A 16,649-nucleotide genomic window follows, 5' to 3' on the forward strand; every position below is an offset into this window, starting at 1 on the left:
CTGCCTCCCGCAGATCGCGCCCGCCCTGTCGGTAAAACAGGCCAGGGACTTTTGGCCCGTTACGCGGCAGGGAGCTCCAGCGCGATAAAGCGCGAACGGTTCTCCGACTCGACCCGGAACAGAACCGCCTTCTTGCCGCTCTCGCGGCTTTGCTCGATGGCTCGGCGCACATCGGCTGGGGTCTCCACGGACTTGCCCGCCACCTCGGCGATCACGTCGCCCTTGCGGAAGCCCTTTCCGTCGGCCGGGCTCCCCGGCTCGACGCTGACGATGCTCACGCCTTTTGCATCGCCTGTCGCGGGAGCCAGCGTCAGGCCGAGCTTGCCGACGCTCGTGGCGCTGTCTTCGCCTGTCGCGGCGACCTGCGACGGCTGGTTGGGAAGAGAGCCCAGCGTGACCGTCAGGTCTTTCCGGGCGCCGTCGCGCCAGAGTTGCAGCGACACCTTCGAGCCAGGCTCCAAAGCGGCGATCTGACGAGACAGATCCCGAGCGTCCTTCACGGAGCTCCCGTTGACCGAGAGGACGACGTCGCCGGTCTTCAATCCGGCGCCGGCCGCCGGTCCGTCATCCGCCAAGCCGGCCACGATGGCGCCTCCCGCCTTGTCGAGCCCGACGCCAGCCGCGATGTCCTTGGTGACGGGCTGGATCTGCGCGCCGAGATAGCCCCGCTCGACCCGTCCCTTCTCCTTCAACTCGGTCACGACGGACTTCACGGTCTCGGAGGGGATCGCGAAGGCGATGCCGACATTGCCGCCGGAGGGCGAGGCGATCGCGGTGTTCACGCCGACGACCTGACCCTTGAGATTGAAGGTCGGGCCGCCCGAATTGCCGCGGTTGATCGGCGCATCGACCTGGATGAAGTCGTCATACGGGCCCGCTCCGATGTCGCGCGAGCGCGCCGAGACGATACCGGCCGTCACGGTGCCGCCGAGGCCGAACGGATTGCCAACCGCGAGCACCCAATCTCCGACGCGCGGCAGGCCGGCCGCGAGCTCGGCATAGGGGAAGGGACCACCCTCGGTGACCTTCAGAAGGGCGAGGTCGGTCTTGGGATCGGTCCCGACGATCTTGGCATCGAGCGTGCGGCCGTCATCCATCAGGATCTCGATCTCGTTGCCGTTCTCGACGACATGGTTGTTCGTGACGAGATAACCGTCCGCCGAGATGAAGAAGCCAGAGCCCTGAGCCACGCTACGCCGTGGCGTCGGCTGCTGACGTCGCGGAGAATTGTCGTCGCCACCGCGGAAGCGGCGGAAGAATTCCTGGAAGGGATGATCATCCGGCAGGTTGAAGCCGGGAATATCAGGGAGAGCGTTCCCGAAGCTGCTCACCTGAGCGTTCTCGGCCTTGGATCTGACCTGGACCGAGACGACCGCGGGCTTCACCCGGTCGACCACGTCGGCGAAGGAGGGAATGGCCTGCGCGGCCTGAGGTGCGGCTGTGACTGGGCCCGCCTGCGCAAGCGCGGCTTCATGAGCCGATGGGCCGAGCACGCCCGTGACTGCAACTGCCCCAAGCGCCACGGCGCCGAGGATCGAATGCTTCCATGTGACCCGATGGAAACGGGTGTCTTTGTCTGCCATCATCGTTTCTGCTCCACTGGGATTTCGAGCGTGAAAGCGTCGGCTTCGTATATGGCACCGGCCGGCTGTAGCCGCTGTTACCGGTCCATGAACGTTCGGTAATGAAACCTGGAAGCCCCGGCGAGCGCTCGCATCTCAGAACCCGAACGGGTCCTGGTAGGGCAGCTTGCGCCGTTTGACAGGCGTCTCGGGGAGGATTGGGCGTGAGATATCGACGACGATCAACCCCTCGCAGGCAAGAGCGAGAACCGCAGCCACCCCATCCGAGGTGTTGAAGGCAGCGCTGGCGCAATCCACGAGGCGCATGGTGCCGCATTCGTCGAGCTGATGCAGGATCCGGACGCGGTCACCGGCAGAAACCGGCGTCCGCCGGCAGGCCGAGATCAGGCGGACAGTCGTGAAGCGTGGCTCGGCGCGGATCGTCGCTGCCGTTTCGATCGAGAAAGCATGGCCGTCCAGGGACAGTGCGCCTTCTACGAGCGTGCTGCGGAGCGGGTGCCGCGCAAGGTCCGTTTCCGGCACGATGTCGACGAGGGTCGCGACTCCGTCGCGTGTAACCTCGAAATCCGGAACATGCTCAATGACCTCGCCGCCCACGAGAAAGCCGGCCGGCTCCTGGCAGGCCCGCAGCGCATCGACGGCGGGATCCAGTTCGCAGAGGGCGAGGAAGTCGGCGACCAGCGTGCTGCGCGTGACGGGTGTCTGGCGATCGCGCCCGGCCCGGCGTGCGGCGCCGCGCCGTTGGGCCGTTCGCATCGCTCGATCACCGGAAAGCGCGGCTGTCATGGACGATTGATCGTTCCCGTTGAAGCTCATGGGTCAATAGAACGAATAGAGAACAACGCCCCGCACGTCAAACGCGGCTCGCTTCGAGGCTCCGCCGAGAGAGCGTTCGAGCTGCCGTCAGAACTGCTAAGCATATGCCAGTGCTTCGAAAAACCTGGACTCGGGCGTCGATTCCTGTAGAACAAAACAAGAACAAAATCATCAATGGAAACCAAGATGAACGCGACGGATCGCAGGATCGAGGAGGTGCTCGCCAAGTTCGGCGAGCCGATGGCAGGGAATGTCTGGCGGGTGCAGGGAACGCCCGTGATCTATCACAAGGCCCTCGAGCGGATTGCGGCCCAGGCGAGGATCGTCTTCGATCAGCCGACCATCGTGCGTGCCGAGCGCGACGAGGCGGTGATCCTCGTGACGGGCCGGATGGGCGAACGCACCGAGTGGTCGATCGGGGAAGCTCTGGTCGGCGTCAATTACCGGGTCTCCGGCAAGCAGGCGGCCTATGTCTATGCGATGGCCGAAAAGCGCGCCAAGGACAGGGTCATCCTCAAGCTGATCGAGCTCCACGGCTACGTCTATTCCGAAGAGGAGGCCGACGAGTTCAAGGAGGCGCGCCCGAATGGTTCGGACGAGGCCCACGCCGAGAAAGTTCATCCCGAGAAAGCGTCTTCACGCAAGCGCAACGACGCCGGCCAGATGCCCGTAGAGGAAGACCTCAAGCAGAAGATCACGGACGCGACCAGCATCAATGCAGTCACCGACCTAATGCTGCACGCCGATACGCAGAAGCGCCTCGGCACGCTGCCGGAAGGTATCCGCGACGAGATCCGCGATTTCGCCAAGGCGAGACTCGTGGAACTCGGCTGGCCCGCGCGCAAGGCGGCGTGAGGGGCAGGTGGGTGTTGAGCACTGCGCTCCTTCGGCGAGCGCAGTGCTGGACTTTGCTTGCAGCGGCGGCGCCACCCTCACACGGACGCTTCGCCCCTTGTGGGAGAGGTCGCCCCAATTTGGCAGAACGAACCCAAATGTGATGCGCGCACGCCGCCCTCTTCACTTTGCCCCTGGCGGGAGAGGGGGAAACGCTGCGTCAGCCGGATTACCCGATCGCCTCCGCAACGGCCTTTCCGCAAGCCGCTGTATCTGCGTTGCCGCCGAGGTCGCGGGTGCGCAGGGTGCGCTCGGCGAGCACGCGCTCGATGGCGCCGACGATCTCTTGTGCGGCTTCGGCCTCGCCGAGATGCTCGAGCATCATGGCGCCCGACCAGATCTGACCGATGGGATTGGCGATTCCCTGACCGGCGATGTCCGGGGCCGATCCGTGCACGGGCTCGAACAGGGACGGGAAGGTCCGGTCGGGATTGATGTTTCCGGACGGGGCGATACCGATCGTGCCCGTGCAGGCGGGTCCAAGATCCGAGAGGATGTCGCCGAACAGGTTCGAGGCCACGACCACGTCGAACCAGTCCGGATGCAGCACGAAATTCGCGGTCAGAATGTCGATATGATATCGATCCGTGCGGATCTCCGGATAATTTTTGGCCATCGCGTCGACGCGCTCGTCCCAATACGGCATCGTAATCGCGATGCCGTTCGACTTCGTCGCGGACGTGAGGTGCTTCTTCGGCCGCTTTGCGGCGAGCTCGAAGGCGAATTTCAGTACCCGGTCGACGCCGAAACGGGTCATGACCGTTTCCTGCACCACGAATTCCCGGTCGGTCCCTGGGAACATGCGGCCGCCGATCGATGAATATTCGCCTTCCGTGTTCTCGCGAACGACCCAGAAATCGATATCGCCGGGCTTGCGGTTCGCGAGCGGCCCTGGGACGCCGGGCATGAGCCGAACGGGACGCAGGTTCACGTATTGATCGAATTCCCGCCGGAACTGGAGGAGCGAGCCCCAAAGCGACGTGTGGTCGGCAATCTTGGCGGGCCAGCCGACCGCGCCGAAGAAGATCGCATCATGCGATCCGATCTGCTCCTTCCAGTCCTCCGGGAGCATGCGGCCGTGCTTCTCGTAGTAGTCGTAAGAAGAAAAGTCGAACCAATCGAGCTGCAGCGAGAAACCATGCCGTTTCGCGGCCTGCTCGAGGGCTCGGACTCCTTCGGGAATGACCTCCTTGCCGATCCCGTCTCCGGGAATGACTGCGATGCGATAGGCTCTGTTGCTCTCGGGCACGCTCTGGATCCTCGTTCGATGCGTTCCATGGGTCGGGCACGAACTTGCGGGGCAGCGCCGAGCCCGTGCGGCCGGTGGTGCTTCCGGCCAAGGGCGACAAGCCGCAAATCGGCCCGCGATGCAAGGGGCATCGCAGAGGGACGGGCCTCAGGCGATCAGCCGATCGGGCAGGATCGGAAACTCGCGGACGCGGATCCCCGTCGCGTGGTGGACGGCATTGCCGATGGCCGCGGCCACGCCGGAGATCCCGAGCTCCGCGACGCCCTTGGCCCCGAGCGGATTGAAGATCGTGTCGTCGCCCGGCACGAAGGTGACGTCCAGCTCGCCCACATCCGCGCAGACCGGGACGAGATACTCGGCGAGGTTGCCGTTCATCGGCCGTCCGAAGCGCTCGTCCCATTCCGTCTGCTCGAGAAGCGCCATGCCGATCCCGCCGACCATGCCGCCGATGCACTGGCTGCGCGCCGTCTTCGGATTGATCACTCGCCCGATATCGTAGGCGCCGACGAGTCGCGGCACGCGAACCGTGCCGAAATCGGGATCGACATGCACCTCGGCGAAGACTGCGCCGAAGGCCGAGCTCGAATGCGTCTTGATCTCTTCGCCGGGCGCCGCGTTCCCTTTGACCGTGATCCGGTCGAGCTGCAGGTCGTGCAGAAGCTTCGCATACGGGATGACCTCGCCGCCGTCCCGGCGTGCCACGCCGCCGTCGCGCCAGAGGAAGTCCGACGACGCGAGTTCCGCGAAGAGGCCGCCCTGCGCCGAGCGAATGACGGCGGACAGGTCATCAAGAAGTGCTTGGCATGCGGCCTGGACCGCGGTTCCGACGCTCGCCATCGTGATCGAGCCGCCATGGACCGGCGCGAAGGGCATGTCCGTATCGCCGAGCTCGAACCGTACCTTCTCGACGGGGAGGTTGAGCACTTCCGCGGCGACCTGCGTCATGGAGGTATAGGTGCCGGGTCCCATGTCGGAGGCGGCCGTGCGGATGATCGCGGTACCGTCCGCGAGAAGAGTCGCTTCCGCGGAGGCTTTCGCGCGATGCGCCGGGTAGACGGCAGTCGCCATCCCGTAGCCGATCAGCAGTCCGTTCCGGTGCATCGAGCGCGGCTCCAGAGACCTCCCTTCCCACCCGAAGCGCTCGGCGCCGACGCGGTAGCATTCCCGCAATTCCTTGCTGGACCAGGGCAGATCCTTGTGCTGGTCCTTCTCGGCATGGTTCTTCAGGCGAAGCGCGATCGGATCCATGCGCAGAGCAACCGCCAACTCGTCCATGGCGGTTTCGAGAGCCAGCATGCCCGTCGCGACGCCCGGCGCGCGCATCGGGCACGGGGAGTTCGTGTTCATCTCGACGAGCCGGTAGCGCGTGCCAATGTTCGGGCAGGCATAGGTGTTTTGTGCCGGATCGAGCGTCGACTCGGCATATTCCTCATAGGTCGAGGTCTGTCCCGTGGCCTCCTGGATGATCGCCGTCAGTGTCCCGTCGGATTGCGCACCGAGTGCAACGCGCTGCTCCGTATGCGGCCGGAAGCCGATCGACGTGTAGAGCTGGCGGCGAGTCAGCTCGACGCGGACCGGGCGTTGCATGACCTGCGCCGCGAGCGCCGCAACGGTGACATGCGGCCAGGTCCGCAGCGCCGAGCCGAACGCCCCGCCGACGAACGGCGACACCACGCGGATCTGCTCCTTGGCGATCCCGAAGATATGGGCGATCTCGTCGCGATCGTTGTCCGGCCACTGCGTCTTGTCATAGAGCGTGAGACGGTCTCCGTCCCAGGAGGCGATCGTGGCATGCGGCTCGATCGCATTGTGGTGTTCGCGGGGCTGGACGTAAATCGCGTCGATCGTGACCGGAGCCTCGGCCAGGGCTCGGTCTGCATCTCCGGTTTCGGTCTCGCCGCGCCGTCCGGACTTTTCGTTGCCGCGGCTCGGCTCCCGGGCGCGGGACGGATCGAACGTGGTCTCGCCTTCCGAGATCTCGTAGGTGACCTTTACGAGATCCGCGGCACAGGCTGCCTCTTCGATCGTTTCCGCGATCACGACGGCAACCGGCTGGCCGCTGAAGTGAATTTTCCGATCCTGGAAAACCTGTAGCTGATCGCCCGATTGCGCATCGACCTGCGGCCGTTTTCCAAAAGGTTCGTAAGGCAGGCGCGGCGCATTCTCGTGGCTGATGATGGCATGGACGCCGGGCGCCTGTTGCGCCGCCTCCGCATCGATCGCAACGATGGTGCCCGCTGGGAGGGGCGACAGCACGAGCGCTGCATAGAGGAGATTCGGCAAATCGAACTCGGCGGCATAGCAGGCCTCGCCGGCCACCTTCCGGGGGCCGTCGACGCGGTTGACCGGCTGGCCAATGACTTTCAGTTCCACGTTCATACGAGCCCTCCCACCCGAACGAGAGCGCGCTCGACGGTCTTGCACAGCAGCGGGACCTTGAAGGCATTGCCGGCGCGCGGCGCAGCGCCCTCGGCAGCAAGCGTTCCGGCTGAGCGCGCCAGCTCGCGATCGAGTCTCTTGTCCACCAGCATGTCTTCCACATGGCGGAGCCGCCATGGCTTCGTTGCAACGCCGCCGACGACGATGCGGGCCTCGAGGATGTGATCGCCATCGAGACCGAGAGAGACGGCTGCCGATGCAAGCGCCCACTCGAAGGACGCACGATCGCGGACCTTGAGGTAACCCGACCTCCGCCCGGCCGCGGAGAGGGGAATCCAGATCGCCGTGATGAGATCTCCCGGCGTGAGGACCGTCTCGATGTCGGGCGTTTCGCCCGGAAGCCGATGCAGCTCTTCCATCCGGATCGTGCGCTCGCCGGTCGGACCCGCCACCATCACCTCAGCATCGACCGCAACGAGGGCAACAGCGAGATCGCCGGGATAGGCGGCAATGCAATGATCGCTGCCGCCGAGGATGGCGTTGATGCGGTTCTGGCCGTCTTGCGCCGGGCATCCCGTTCCCGGCTCGCGCTTGTTGCAGGGAGTCACTATGTCGCGAAAGTACAGGCACCGCGTTCGCTGCAGGAGATTGCCGCCGATCGTCGCCATGTTCCTGACCTGGGGCGATGCCGTTTCCGAGAGCGCCTCCGAGACGACCGGATAGCGCTCACGGATCAGAGGATCGTCGGCGACATCGGCCAGGCGCGCCATCGCGCCGATCCGGACGCCATCCACGGTCTCGGAAACGTCATCGAATCCGATCCCGTTGATATCGACGAGTTCGGTTGCCGCTTCCACACCCTCCTGGAGAAGTTGCAACAGGTCGGTTCCGCCGGCGATGAAGGCGGCGCCTGTCCTCTGAGCGACTCGGCCGATGGCCGAGTTGGGATCGCTCGTGCGGACATATGCGAAAGGAGTCATCGCTCACCTCCCGGGCCGGCATCGGCGCGGATCGCCTGAACGGCTTCGGTCATCGCCTCGGGCGGGTCGATTCCGCGGGAGATCGCATCCTGGATGGCATCGACGATGTTCGTATACGCGCCGCACCGGCAGATATTGCCGCTCATGTTCTCGCGGATCTCGTCCGCGCTGCGCGTTCGGCCCTCTGCGATCATCCCGATCGCAGACATGATCTGTCCCGGCGTGCAATATCCGCACTGGAACCCGTCGTGATCGATGAAGGCCTGCTGCACGGGATGTAGATGGCCATCCTGGCTCAGCCCTTCGATCGTCGTGATGGCTTTCCCCTCGCTCATCACGGCGAGGGTCAGGCAGGATACGATACGGCGTCCATCGACCAGAACCGTGCAGGCTCCGCATTGGCCGAGCCCGCAGCCCTTCTTAGTGCCCGTCATATGCAGGCGATCGCGCAGGGCGTCGAGGAGCGTCGTCCTGGCATCGGCCACCAGCCGATACTCCACGTCATTGATCCTGAGCGAAATCTCGAACGCGCGCTGCGGCTCCGCGGTTTCGGACCTCGCTCGATCCTGGTCGACCTCCAGCATGCGGCTGCTCCTGATGACAAAGGCCCCTGATGCGGCCCTTCCTGTGCGGATGGTTCAGAACGGCGCCATCTCGCGTGGGGTGACCGGGATCTCCACGGGAGGATTGCCGGGAAGGTTGGGCGGTTCGTCGACCCCGGGAGTCGTCGGGATCGGTGCGGTCGGCGGGACGCCGACGGGTTCGCCGGTGCCCGGCACTTCCGGCGGAGCGGGAGGCTGGGCCGGCGTCGGCCCGGGATTGGGCTGCTGCGGCTGTGGACTCGGGGTCGGCCCAGGATCGGGCGGTTGCGGCTGCGGGCTTGGAGGAGCGGGTGTATCGGCCATGGCGATCTCCGGCGGAATCGGCTGTGATGAGGCCCTAAGCCTCACGGGGACCGGATGTTCCGTGCAGCAGGGGAATCGTGGGCGACGCGCATCGCACGGAGAACGAGGGATGGCCGTCGCCGTTCCAGCGTAGCGGGAGAAACGGAGCAAGCCTGCCGGGACGACACGGATCGGAGCGAGGCTTGATCGCGGCGAAGGAAGGCGTCAGAGACAACATGATTCTGAGCGGAGATCGATCATGTATCAGAACATGAAGGGCTCGACCCACATCCTGGCCCCTACGGAAATCGCGGTGACCGCCATCCCCGAGGACGAGCGTGTCTGGGTCCCGCAAGCCCCGAATGTCTGGTTCAGGCCGTTGATGCTGAACACGCTGCAAGGGCAATGGTGCAATCTGCTCAGGGTCCGGCGGGCCGGCGTCCTGTCCCGACATCTGCATCCAAGCCCCGTGCACGGCTTCGTCATCCGGGGACAATGGTTCTACCGCGAGCACGACTGGGTCGCGACGGAAGGCTCCTATGTCTTCGAGCCGCCCGGAGAGATCCATACGCTCGTGGTGCCGGACGACTGTCCGGAGATGATCACATTCTTCAACATCAGCGGCTGCATGGTCTATCTCGACGATGACAACCGGCATGTCGGATACGAGGACGTCTTCACGAAGATCGATATGTGCCGCCGGCACTATGTCGAGGTCGGGCTCGGCGCCGACTACGTCGATCAGTTCGTGCGATAGGACGCGCGCATGTCGGATATCGATCAGGCGGAGCATCTTTCCGGAGAATGGGCTGCCCGCTGGTTCTCCGGCCACACGGTCTTCGTGACGGGAGGGACCTCCGGGATCGGCGCGGCGATCGCGCGGGGATTCGTCGAGGCGGATGCGAACGTGATCGCAACCGGTGTGTCGGGCGCTGAAGTCGAGGCAGCAGGTCGCGATCCCGTGCTCGCGAGAGCGCGATGCGTCATGCTCGACGTCCGTGACGAGGAGGCCATCCGGGAACTCGTCGGCGGCCTCGGTCGCCTCGACGTTCTGGTGAATTGCGCCGGCGTCATTCGTCGTGGGGAAGAGCTGGATCCCGCAGTGTTCGAGGCCGTCGTCGACGTGAATCTCAATGGTAGCATGCGATTGTGCGCGACGGCGCGGCCGCTGCTCGCCTCTTCCGGAGGCGCGATCGTCAATCTCGCATCGATGCTCTCCTTCTTCGGCGGCGGGCTCGTGCCGGGATACGCCGCCAGCAAGGGAGGCATCGCCCAGCTCACGAAGTCCCTGGCCATCGCTTATGCGCCCGACGGCATTCGCGTGAATGCGATCGCCCCCGGCTGGATCACGACGCCGCTCACCGCAGCCTTGCGAGGGGATGAGCAGCGCAGCCGGGCCATCCTCGCGCGCACGCCGCTCGGCCGTTGGGGAAAGCCCGAGGATCTTGTGGGCGGCGTGCTCTACCTCTGCTCGCCGCTCGCGTCATTCGTGACCGGAACGATTCTCACGATCGATGGAGGTTATGCGGTTACGTAATGGTCGAGAGATTTATTTGGTAATCGCAACATTTCCCCCTCACTCGGACGCGGCGGCGCCCACATCACCTCTCCCTTAATGGGAAGGCCGCGCCGAAAGGGGCGTGTGAGTGTGGCAGCGCCAGCGTCTGCAAGCACAGCGCGACACAAAACTCTCCAAGAAGACCCACCGACTGCCGATCGCACCCGGAACTCTTACGACGACCAGTTCTCCTTGAAGTCGCCGTACAACGTGAGCCCACCATCCACATAGAGCGTCTGGCCCGTGACATAGGCTGCTTCGTCGGACGCAAGAAACGTGAAAACCGGCGCGATCGCCTCCGGTGTCGCCGCATAGCCCATCGGGATGTGGCTTTCGACACTGGCGCGAGCATCCGGATCGCCGCGCCAGGAATCATTGATGCTCGTCAGGATGGCTCCGGGGCCGACGGAATTGATGCGGATGCCTCTGTCGGCGAATTCCAGCGCGAGCGTTCGCGTCAGATTGCCGAGCCCGCCTTTGCTCATCGAGTAGGCCAGGAATCCTGGCTTCGGGATCGCTTCGTGCACACTCGACGTGTTGATCACGACCCCGCCACCGGGCCGCGACAGGAAATGCCGGATCGCGGCGCGCGCGCAATATGCGGCACCCAAGAGATTGACGGCGAGAATGCGCTCGAGCTCGGTGTTGTCGTCCCCGTCGCCTGGTGTCAGTGCCTGCACGCCGGCGTTGTTGACGAGGATGTGCAGGGGACCCGTGCGGGTTGCCTCGGCGAACATCCTGTCGACGTCGGCGGATGAACTCACATCGGCTTCGATGATCCGATGTCCGGAGTCCGGATGGCCTGCCTTTCTCGCGGCCTGTCGGCATGCTTGCAGGGCCGCTTCGGCCTCCTTGTCGTTCCGCCTCGCGTTGATGAGAACCGTGGCGCCCTCCTGGGCGAAATTCACTGCGACTGCCCGGCCGATCCCGCGGGAGCTTCCGGTGATCAGGGCGGTGCGCCCAGCGAGCCGTGATGCCGATGAAGTCATGGATGGTCGCTCCGTGTTGGCGGATGCTACGGGAAGAGCACAACGTCGGCACGGCTCGGCAGATCGCTACCGCGGCGGGTGCAGATGATGGCCGCTGCCTTGACTGCACCATCAAGGATATCGCGCGGGAGCGCGCCGTCCATGCGGACCGGCTGTCACGCCGCACGGCCAGCCTCCGCGAATTCCTCCCGAAGCGCGCGATAGAGTCGACGAAAGCGCACGATTCTGGATCGGTAGGCCTCTCCGAGATGGTGATCCGGGACGATCACGTCGAGAATCTGCGGAGGAGTGCAAACTGCGTCCGGGTTCTCGCCCGTCACGGCAAGGAGGGCGAGCCGTGCGGCGCCGAAGGCGGGGCCCTTCTCGCCGCCCCGATAGCGCGTCAGCGGGATCTCGAGGGCACTGGCGAGTAGTCGCGTCCAGAATTGGCTCCTTGCGCCGCCGCCGATCACCCCCGCGGAAGTGACGATCGTGCCGGCGGCAGCAAGGCTGTCCTTCGCATCGAGGAACGAGAAGGCAACTCCTTCCAGAACGGCCTGGACGAGATCCCTGCGCCTCACGGCTGGCGAAAGGCCGAAGAAGACGCCACGGGCATGCGGATCGTTGTGCGGGGATCTTTCGCCGCTCAGATACGGTAGGAAGAGAAGCTCCGACGGCCCCTCGAAGGTCGCCTCGCACTCGTCCAGGAGTTCGCCGGGATCCTTCTGGAGAAGGCCGGCGATCCAGGCGAGGCAGCTCGCTCCGTTGAGCAGGGCCGCCATCTGGAACCAGCGGTCCGGCACCGCATGCGAGAAGGCATGGACGAGCGTCGCGGGAGCAGGGCGGAAGCCTGCCGTCGTGACGAAGAACTGGCCCGACGTGCCGAGCGACAGGAAGGCTGCGCCGTCATTGATGGCGCCGAGCCCGACCGCACCGGCAGCGGCATCGCCGGCTCCGCCCGCGACGACGAGCCCCTGCCGCATGCCCCAATTCGCGGCAACCTCCCTGCGCAGGAAGCCCGAGGGCTCCGGCCCCTCGATCAGGAGCGGCATGCGAGAGCGATCCATCCCGGAGGCCGCGAGCGCGTCGTCCGACCAGGTGCGGGCGGCCTGATCGAGCCACCAGGTCCCAGCCGCATCCGACATGTCGGTCGCAAGCTCGCCGGTCAGCAGCAAGCGCACATAATCCTTCGGCGGGAGAACCGTCCGCGTTGCACGGAAGGTCTCCGGCTCGTGGCGGGCGAGCCAGAGGAGCTTCGGCGCGGTGAAGCCCGGCATCGGCAGGACGCCGACGATCCGGGCCAGATCCGGATGCCGCTCTGCGAGGTCCCGGGCTTCCTCGAACGACCGGCCGTCGTTCCACAGAATGGCCGGACGCAAGGGTTCCTGGTTCAGGCCGAGGAGCACCGCCCCATGCATCTGGCCCGACAGGCCGATGCCCCGTACCGCCGCGAAAGCCTCCGGCGCGCCGGTCCGGAGACGGGCCACGGCGGCCTCGGTCGCCGACCACCAGAGAGCGGGATCCTGCTCGGACCAGAGTTCCCGCGGTCGCGAAACCTCAAGATGAACGGCAGCTTCGGCGAGGACCGACTGATCCTCATCGACCAGCACCGCCTTGACGGCCGAGGTCCCGATATCGATCCCGAGATAGGGCACGTGATGGGTCTCCTCCCAAGATTGCCGAAGCTTTGCCACTATCGCCGGCGATGTCGCGCCTCGACTGGATCATCGCCGAGGCTCACCTGTCCAGCCGCCGGGGGCACGACGACGCAGGAGCTTGCCCGCGGTCTCTGGTTCAGGCCGACCGTCTGGAGTGAACGATGACCCTGGGCGGAGTCCGAAGGCCGGCCTACCTGTGGTACGGTGCGGGAGGTCCGAACCCGGAGATGATCATGGCAGAATCGGAAGAGTGGCGCGTCCCGCCAGAATTTCAGCCGGATCCGGATGAGCTGGACTATGACCTCGACCAGGCGCTGGCGAGCGTGGTCACGCTTCGTGCCGGCGTTCCTGCCAATGCCTTTACGGCCGAGACCCTGGGCACGGAGCGTTCGGGGCAGGGCGTCGTCATTCGCGCCGACGGATTGGTTCTGACGATCGGATATCTCATCACGGAAGCCGAGGAGGTCTGGCTCACCACGTCGAGCGGACGCACCGTCCAGGCGCATGCGCTCGCCTACGATTACGAGAGTGGTTTCGGCTTGGTCCAGGCGCTCGCGATCGTCACCTGGCCCTTCCTGGGGCTCGGCAATTCGAGCCGCCTCACGCCGGGGACGAGCGTCGTGCTGGGCGGAGCCGGCGGGCGAGTCCGGTCGGTCGCGGCCCGGGTCGTCGCCCGGCAGGAATTCGCCGGATATTGGGAATATCTCCTCGATGACGCGATCTTCACGGCCCCGGGCCACCCCCATTGGGGCGGAACGGCCCTGATCGGGCCACGAGGCGATCTTCTCGGCATCGGCTCGCTTCAGCTCCAGCATCAGGCAGGGGATGGTCGGATCCTGCCGCTCAACATGAGCGTGCCGATCGATCTCCTGAAACCCATCCTCGACGATCTCCTCACGCTCGGGCGCGTCAATCGTCCCCCGAGACCCTGGCTCGGCCTCTTCGCCCAGGAAGACGAGGACGATCACATCGTCGTCGTGGGACTCGCGGGAGATGGTCCTGCAAAGCGCGCCGGATTGCGGGCCGGCGACCGGGTCCATGAAGTTGCAGGGCAGCCGGTCTCCTCGCTCGCCGAGTTCTATCGTGCGCTGTGGTCGCTTGGCACGGCTGGGGTCGATGTGCCACTCGTGATCGAGCGTGAAGAGGATCGCTTCGACTTGACGGTCACCTCGGCCGATCGGGATCGCTACTTGAGGTCTTCGCGGCTCCACTGACGCCAACGGCTCGAGCGAAAGCTCGTTGCCTTCGGCAGTAACTGCCGGATGGGCATTCGCGGCGCGAATCTCGCGCATTCGAGCCGCTCATTAGCGAAGGGTTAACCATAGCGGTTCAACGTACCCCCGAAAATCGGCTGGGGGTCGGCATGAACGTTCTCGTCTTCGCTTCACGAAAGGGTGGCTCCGGCAAGAGCACCCTCGCGGCGCATCTTGCATCCTGTGCGAACCGGCCCGGGAACCGGGCGCTTCTGATCGACGCCGACCCGCAGGGTTCCCTGGCGCTCTGGCATCAGTTGCGGGGAGAGAGTGCGCCTGCGCTGAGGCGCGGCACGCGAGGCATGGCCGAGGCTCTGAGCGCAGCCAAATCCGAAGGGGCGGAGTGGGTTTTCATCGATACCCCACCGAACAGATCGAGCGCTGTCGCCGATGCCATCCGCCTCGCGACGCTCGTTCTCATTCCGGCCCGCCCGAGCGTGTTCGATCTCGATGCAGTCCGCGACACGATCGAACTCGCCCGGGAGCTGCACAAGCCCTACGCGGTCGTGATGAATGCCGCGCCGGCCAAGCGCAATGGGACCGAGAGTGCGATCGTGACTGACGCACGTCGTGTTGTCGAGAAAATGGGCGCACCGCTCTGGTCCGGCCAGATCACGCACCGCGCCGATTTCGCCTTGGCGCTCGCTGTAGGGGAGGGCGCCCGGGAGTTCGACGCGGACTCGTCGGCGGCCACCGAGATCACGCAGCTGTGGTCCGCCGTGAATCGCTCCGTTAAGGCCATCAACGGTGCCCACAAGGCGGCACAAGGCACACGCCGGATGGCGGCGTAGGAGACATTCCATCGTCACGAGTGAAGCGATCCGGACGTCGGCGCGCGATTCCTGGATTGCTTCGCCTTCGGCTCGCAATCATGGAAGTAGGTTCGGAGTCTGCTGCCGTTCCCGGCAGTGCTCATCCCGTATTCCTGCTCTCCTCATCATTGCGAACGAAGTAAAGCAATCCAGGCCACCGCTTCAGAATGGATCGCTTTGTTCACGGTGACGGTTCGAGGATCAGCCCCTCGTTCGGCCGCAGGCTCGCCGAGCCGCGCACGACTTCACCGTCCCGGTCGAGATGGGTCGATAGCATGATGCGCATCGTCTGACCGGCCGGCAGGTTGAGAATGCGCTCCTCGTCGTGGAAATTGAGCGCCACGAGGAGACGACGCTCCTGGCTCCCGCGCTCATAGACCAACACGTCGTTCTCCGTCGTGACCGAGTGGTAGGCTCCCGTCGCGAGAGCGGGATGCTCGGAACGGTAGACGAGCAGGCGCCGGTACAGGTTGAGGATGGAACCTCTCTCGGCTCGCATCCGCTCAACGTTCCGTTCTCGCCAGTCCGGCGAGAGCGGAAGCCATGGCTTGGTCCTCGAGAATCCGGCATTGGGAGCGTCGCTCCATTGCATCGGCGTCCGTTGCGGATCACGCCCGAGGCCGAGACCGGGCTCGTTCTTTTCCCAGGGATCATGCACCTCCTCGGGGGGAATCTCGACCTTCGGGAGGCCAATCTCGTCGCCGTAATAGAGGGTTGGCGTGCCGCGCAGGGTCAGGAGAAGCATCGCTGCGACACGCGCTTGAGCCTCGCCGAGCCGCGCCGCGATGCGGGGCTGATCGTGGTTTCCGAGCACCCAGTTGGGCCATCCGCCTTCGGGCAGGGCCGCTTCGTATTCCTTGATGAGGGCCTCCATCTGCGGCGCGTGCCAGGCCGCGGAGATGAGCTGGAAGTTGAACGGGAGATGCGCTCCCGAGAGGTCCTCTCCGTAATAGGCGACCAGCCGTTCGATCGGCAGGTAGATCTCGCCGATGAGGACGCGGTCGTCGAATTCGTCGACCACTTTGCGCATCTCGGCGATGATGCCATGCACGTCCGGGTGATCTGCGGAATGCACCTGAAGGAAGCTCTGGATCTCCGCCTGATCGGGCTGGAAGGCCGGATTCGGTGGATTGTCACGAAAGTCCGGGTCCTTCATGAGGTGCCAGATGACATCCACCCGGAAGCCGTCGACGCCGCGCCGCATCCAGAAGCGGAGCACGTCGTACATGGCCGCGCGCACCGCCGGGTTGCGCCAGTTCAGATCAGGCTGCTCCTTCAGGAAGGCATGGTAATAGTACTGGCCGGTCTGCTCGTCGTATTCCCAAGCCGATCCGCCGAAATTGCTGATCCAGTTGTTCGGCGGACCGCCATCCGGGGCCGGATCGCGCCAGATGTAGAAATCGCGCTTCGCGCTGTCGCGGGCGGAGCGACTCTCGGCAAACCAGGGATGCTGGTCAGACGTGTGGTTCGGGACGAAATCGAGGATGACCTTGAGGCCACGCCGATGCGCTTCGGAGAGCACGACATCGAAATCCGCGAGCGTTCCGAAGAGCGGATCGATGTTGCAGTAATCCGCGACATCGTAGCCGAAATCCGCCATCGGGGAGGGATAGAT

15 protein-coding genes are annotated in these 16,649 nt (G+C 65.1%); 5 read left to right on the top strand and 10 right to left on the bottom strand.

Annotation, left to right across the window (positions count from 1 at the left end):
* Positions 1–59: 59 nt before the first annotated feature.
* The gene (locus tag BN1233_RS14715) at positions 60–1,586 is read right to left on the bottom strand and encodes a Do family serine endopeptidase (RefSeq protein ID WP_046864303.1); all 1,527 of its coding nucleotides are present in this window, start codon (positions 1,584–1,586) and stop codon (positions 60–62) included.
* A 132-nt stretch (positions 1,587–1,718) separates the two neighbouring features.
* Complete coding sequence (locus BN1233_RS14720) at positions 1,719–2,369, bottom strand: hypothetical protein (RefSeq protein WP_046864304.1); 651 nt, start codon at positions 2,367–2,369, stop codon at positions 1,719–1,721.
* 216 nt (positions 2,370–2,585) lie between these two features.
* Between BN1233_RS14720 and BN1233_RS14725 the strand changes: the two genes are divergently transcribed.
* Positions 2,586–3,254, top strand: a complete 669-nt coding sequence (locus BN1233_RS14725; RefSeq protein WP_046864305.1) for a hypothetical protein — start codon at positions 2,586–2,588, stop codon at positions 3,252–3,254.
* A gap of 208 nt (positions 3,255–3,462) precedes the next feature.
* On the opposite strand, the gene BN1233_RS14730 is transcribed toward BN1233_RS14725, so the two are convergent.
* From BN1233_RS14730 to BN1233_RS14750, 5 genes are all read right to left on the bottom strand, one after another.
* Complete coding sequence (locus tag BN1233_RS14730) at positions 3,463–4,542, bottom strand: tartrate dehydrogenase (RefSeq protein WP_046864306.1); 1,080 nt, start codon at positions 4,540–4,542, stop codon at positions 3,463–3,465.
* A gap of 147 nt (positions 4,543–4,689) precedes the next feature.
* Positions 4,690–6,921, bottom strand: a complete 2,232-nt coding sequence (locus BN1233_RS14735; protein WP_046864307.1) for a xanthine dehydrogenase family protein molybdopterin-binding subunit — start codon at positions 6,919–6,921, stop codon at positions 4,690–4,692.
* Entirely contained in the window at positions 6,918–7,901 is a 984-nt protein-coding gene (locus tag BN1233_RS14740) for an FAD binding domain-containing protein (RefSeq protein ID WP_046864308.1), read from the bottom strand. Before BN1233_RS14740 ends, BN1233_RS14735 begins: the two co-directional genes overlap by 4 nt.
* Entirely contained in the window at positions 7,898–8,485 is a 588-nt protein-coding gene (locus BN1233_RS14745; protein ID WP_082145463.1) for a (2Fe-2S)-binding protein, read from the bottom strand. Before BN1233_RS14745 ends, BN1233_RS14740 begins: the two co-directional genes overlap by 4 nt.
* A 54-nt stretch (positions 8,486–8,539) precedes the next feature.
* Positions 8,540–8,806 carry a hypothetical protein gene (locus BN1233_RS14750; RefSeq protein ID WP_046864309.1) on the bottom strand — a complete coding sequence of 89 codons (267 nt, stop codon included), beginning with the start codon at positions 8,804–8,806 and terminating at the stop codon, positions 8,540–8,542.
* Between the two features lie 238 nt (positions 8,807–9,044).
* Here BN1233_RS14750 and BN1233_RS14755 point away from each other — a divergent pair, with 238 nt between their 5' ends.
* The gene (locus tag BN1233_RS14755) at positions 9,045–9,542 is read left to right on the top strand and encodes a 2,4'-dihydroxyacetophenone dioxygenase family protein (RefSeq protein WP_046864310.1); all 498 of its coding nucleotides are present in this window, start codon (positions 9,045–9,047) and stop codon (positions 9,540–9,542) included.
* A 9-nt stretch (positions 9,543–9,551) separates the two neighbouring features.
* Entirely contained in the window at positions 9,552–10,322 is a 771-nt protein-coding gene (locus BN1233_RS14760) for an SDR family NAD(P)-dependent oxidoreductase (protein ID WP_046864311.1), read from the top strand.
* 194 nt (positions 10,323–10,516) lie between these two features.
* Here the strand turns inward: BN1233_RS14760 and BN1233_RS14765 are convergent, their stop codons facing one another.
* Together BN1233_RS14765 and xylB are read right to left on the bottom strand one after the other, a co-directional pair.
* Positions 10,517–11,332, bottom strand: coding sequence for a glucose 1-dehydrogenase (locus BN1233_RS14765; protein ID WP_046864312.1), 816 nt, complete (start codon positions 11,330–11,332; stop codon positions 10,517–10,519).
* 155 nt (positions 11,333–11,487) lie between these two features.
* Positions 11,488–12,966 (bottom strand): xylulokinase, encoded by a 1,479-nt coding sequence (gene xylB / locus BN1233_RS14770; RefSeq protein ID WP_046864313.1) that lies wholly within the window; start codon positions 12,964–12,966, stop codon positions 11,488–11,490.
* Between the two features lie 236 nt (positions 12,967–13,202).
* On the opposite strand from xylB, the gene BN1233_RS14775 reads away from it, so the two are divergent.
* Positions 13,203–14,183: a S1C family serine protease gene (locus BN1233_RS14775; RefSeq protein WP_046864584.1), complete on the top strand. Its 981-nt coding sequence runs from the start codon at positions 13,203–13,205 to the stop codon at positions 14,181–14,183.
* A gap of 149 nt (positions 14,184–14,332) precedes the next feature.
* Positions 14,333–15,013: a ParA family protein gene (locus tag BN1233_RS14780; protein ID WP_046864314.1), complete on the top strand. Its 681-nt coding sequence runs from the start codon at positions 14,333–14,335 to the stop codon at positions 15,011–15,013.
* A 202-nt stretch (positions 15,014–15,215) separates the two neighbouring features.
* Here BN1233_RS14780 and BN1233_RS14785 read toward each other — a convergent pair.
* Positions 15,216–16,649, bottom strand: a 1,434-nt coding sequence (locus BN1233_RS14785; protein ID WP_046864315.1) for an alpha-amylase family glycosyl hydrolase, incomplete at its 5' end; no start/stop codon positions are given.

Origin of the sequence: Microvirga massiliensis, assembly GCF_001006805.1 — a bacterium.
Lineage (GTDB): Bacteria > Pseudomonadota > Alphaproteobacteria > Rhizobiales > Beijerinckiaceae > Microvirga > Microvirga massiliensis.

Coding starts and splice junctions, on each gene's coding strand:
- BN1233_RS14715 (WP_046864303.1), bottom strand. CDS start 1,586: ATGATGGCAGACAAAGACACCCGTTTCCATCGGGTCACATGGAAGCAT.
- BN1233_RS14720 (WP_046864304.1), bottom strand. CDS start 2,369: ATGACAGCCGCGCTTTCCGGTGATCGAGCGATGCGAACGGCCCAACGG.
- BN1233_RS14725 (WP_046864305.1), top strand. CDS start 2,586: ATGAACGCGACGGATCGCAGGATCGAGGAGGTGCTCGCCAAGTTCGGC.
- BN1233_RS14735 (WP_046864307.1), bottom strand. CDS start 6,921: ATGAACGTGGAACTGAAAGTCATTGGCCAGCCGGTCAACCGCGTCGAC.
- BN1233_RS14740 (WP_046864308.1), bottom strand. CDS start 7,901: ATGACTCCTTTCGCATATGTCCGCACGAGCGATCCCAACTCGGCCATC.
- BN1233_RS14745 (WP_082145463.1), bottom strand. CDS start 8,485: ATGCTGGAGGTCGACCAGGATCGAGCGAGGTCCGAAACCGCGGAGCCG.
- BN1233_RS14750 (WP_046864309.1), bottom strand. CDS start 8,806: ATGGCCGATACACCCGCTCCTCCAAGCCCGCAGCCGCAACCGCCCGAT.
- BN1233_RS14755 (WP_046864310.1), top strand. CDS start 9,045: ATGTATCAGAACATGAAGGGCTCGACCCACATCCTGGCCCCTACGGAA.
- BN1233_RS14760 (WP_046864311.1), top strand. CDS start 9,552: ATGTCGGATATCGATCAGGCGGAGCATCTTTCCGGAGAATGGGCTGCC.
- BN1233_RS14765 (WP_046864312.1), bottom strand. CDS start 11,332: ATGACTTCATCGGCATCACGGCTCGCTGGGCGCACCGCCCTGATCACC.
- BN1233_RS14775 (WP_046864584.1), top strand. CDS start 13,203: ATGGCAGAATCGGAAGAGTGGCGCGTCCCGCCAGAATTTCAGCCGGAT.
- BN1233_RS14780 (WP_046864314.1), top strand. CDS start 14,333: ATGAACGTTCTCGTCTTCGCTTCACGAAAGGGTGGCTCCGGCAAGAGC.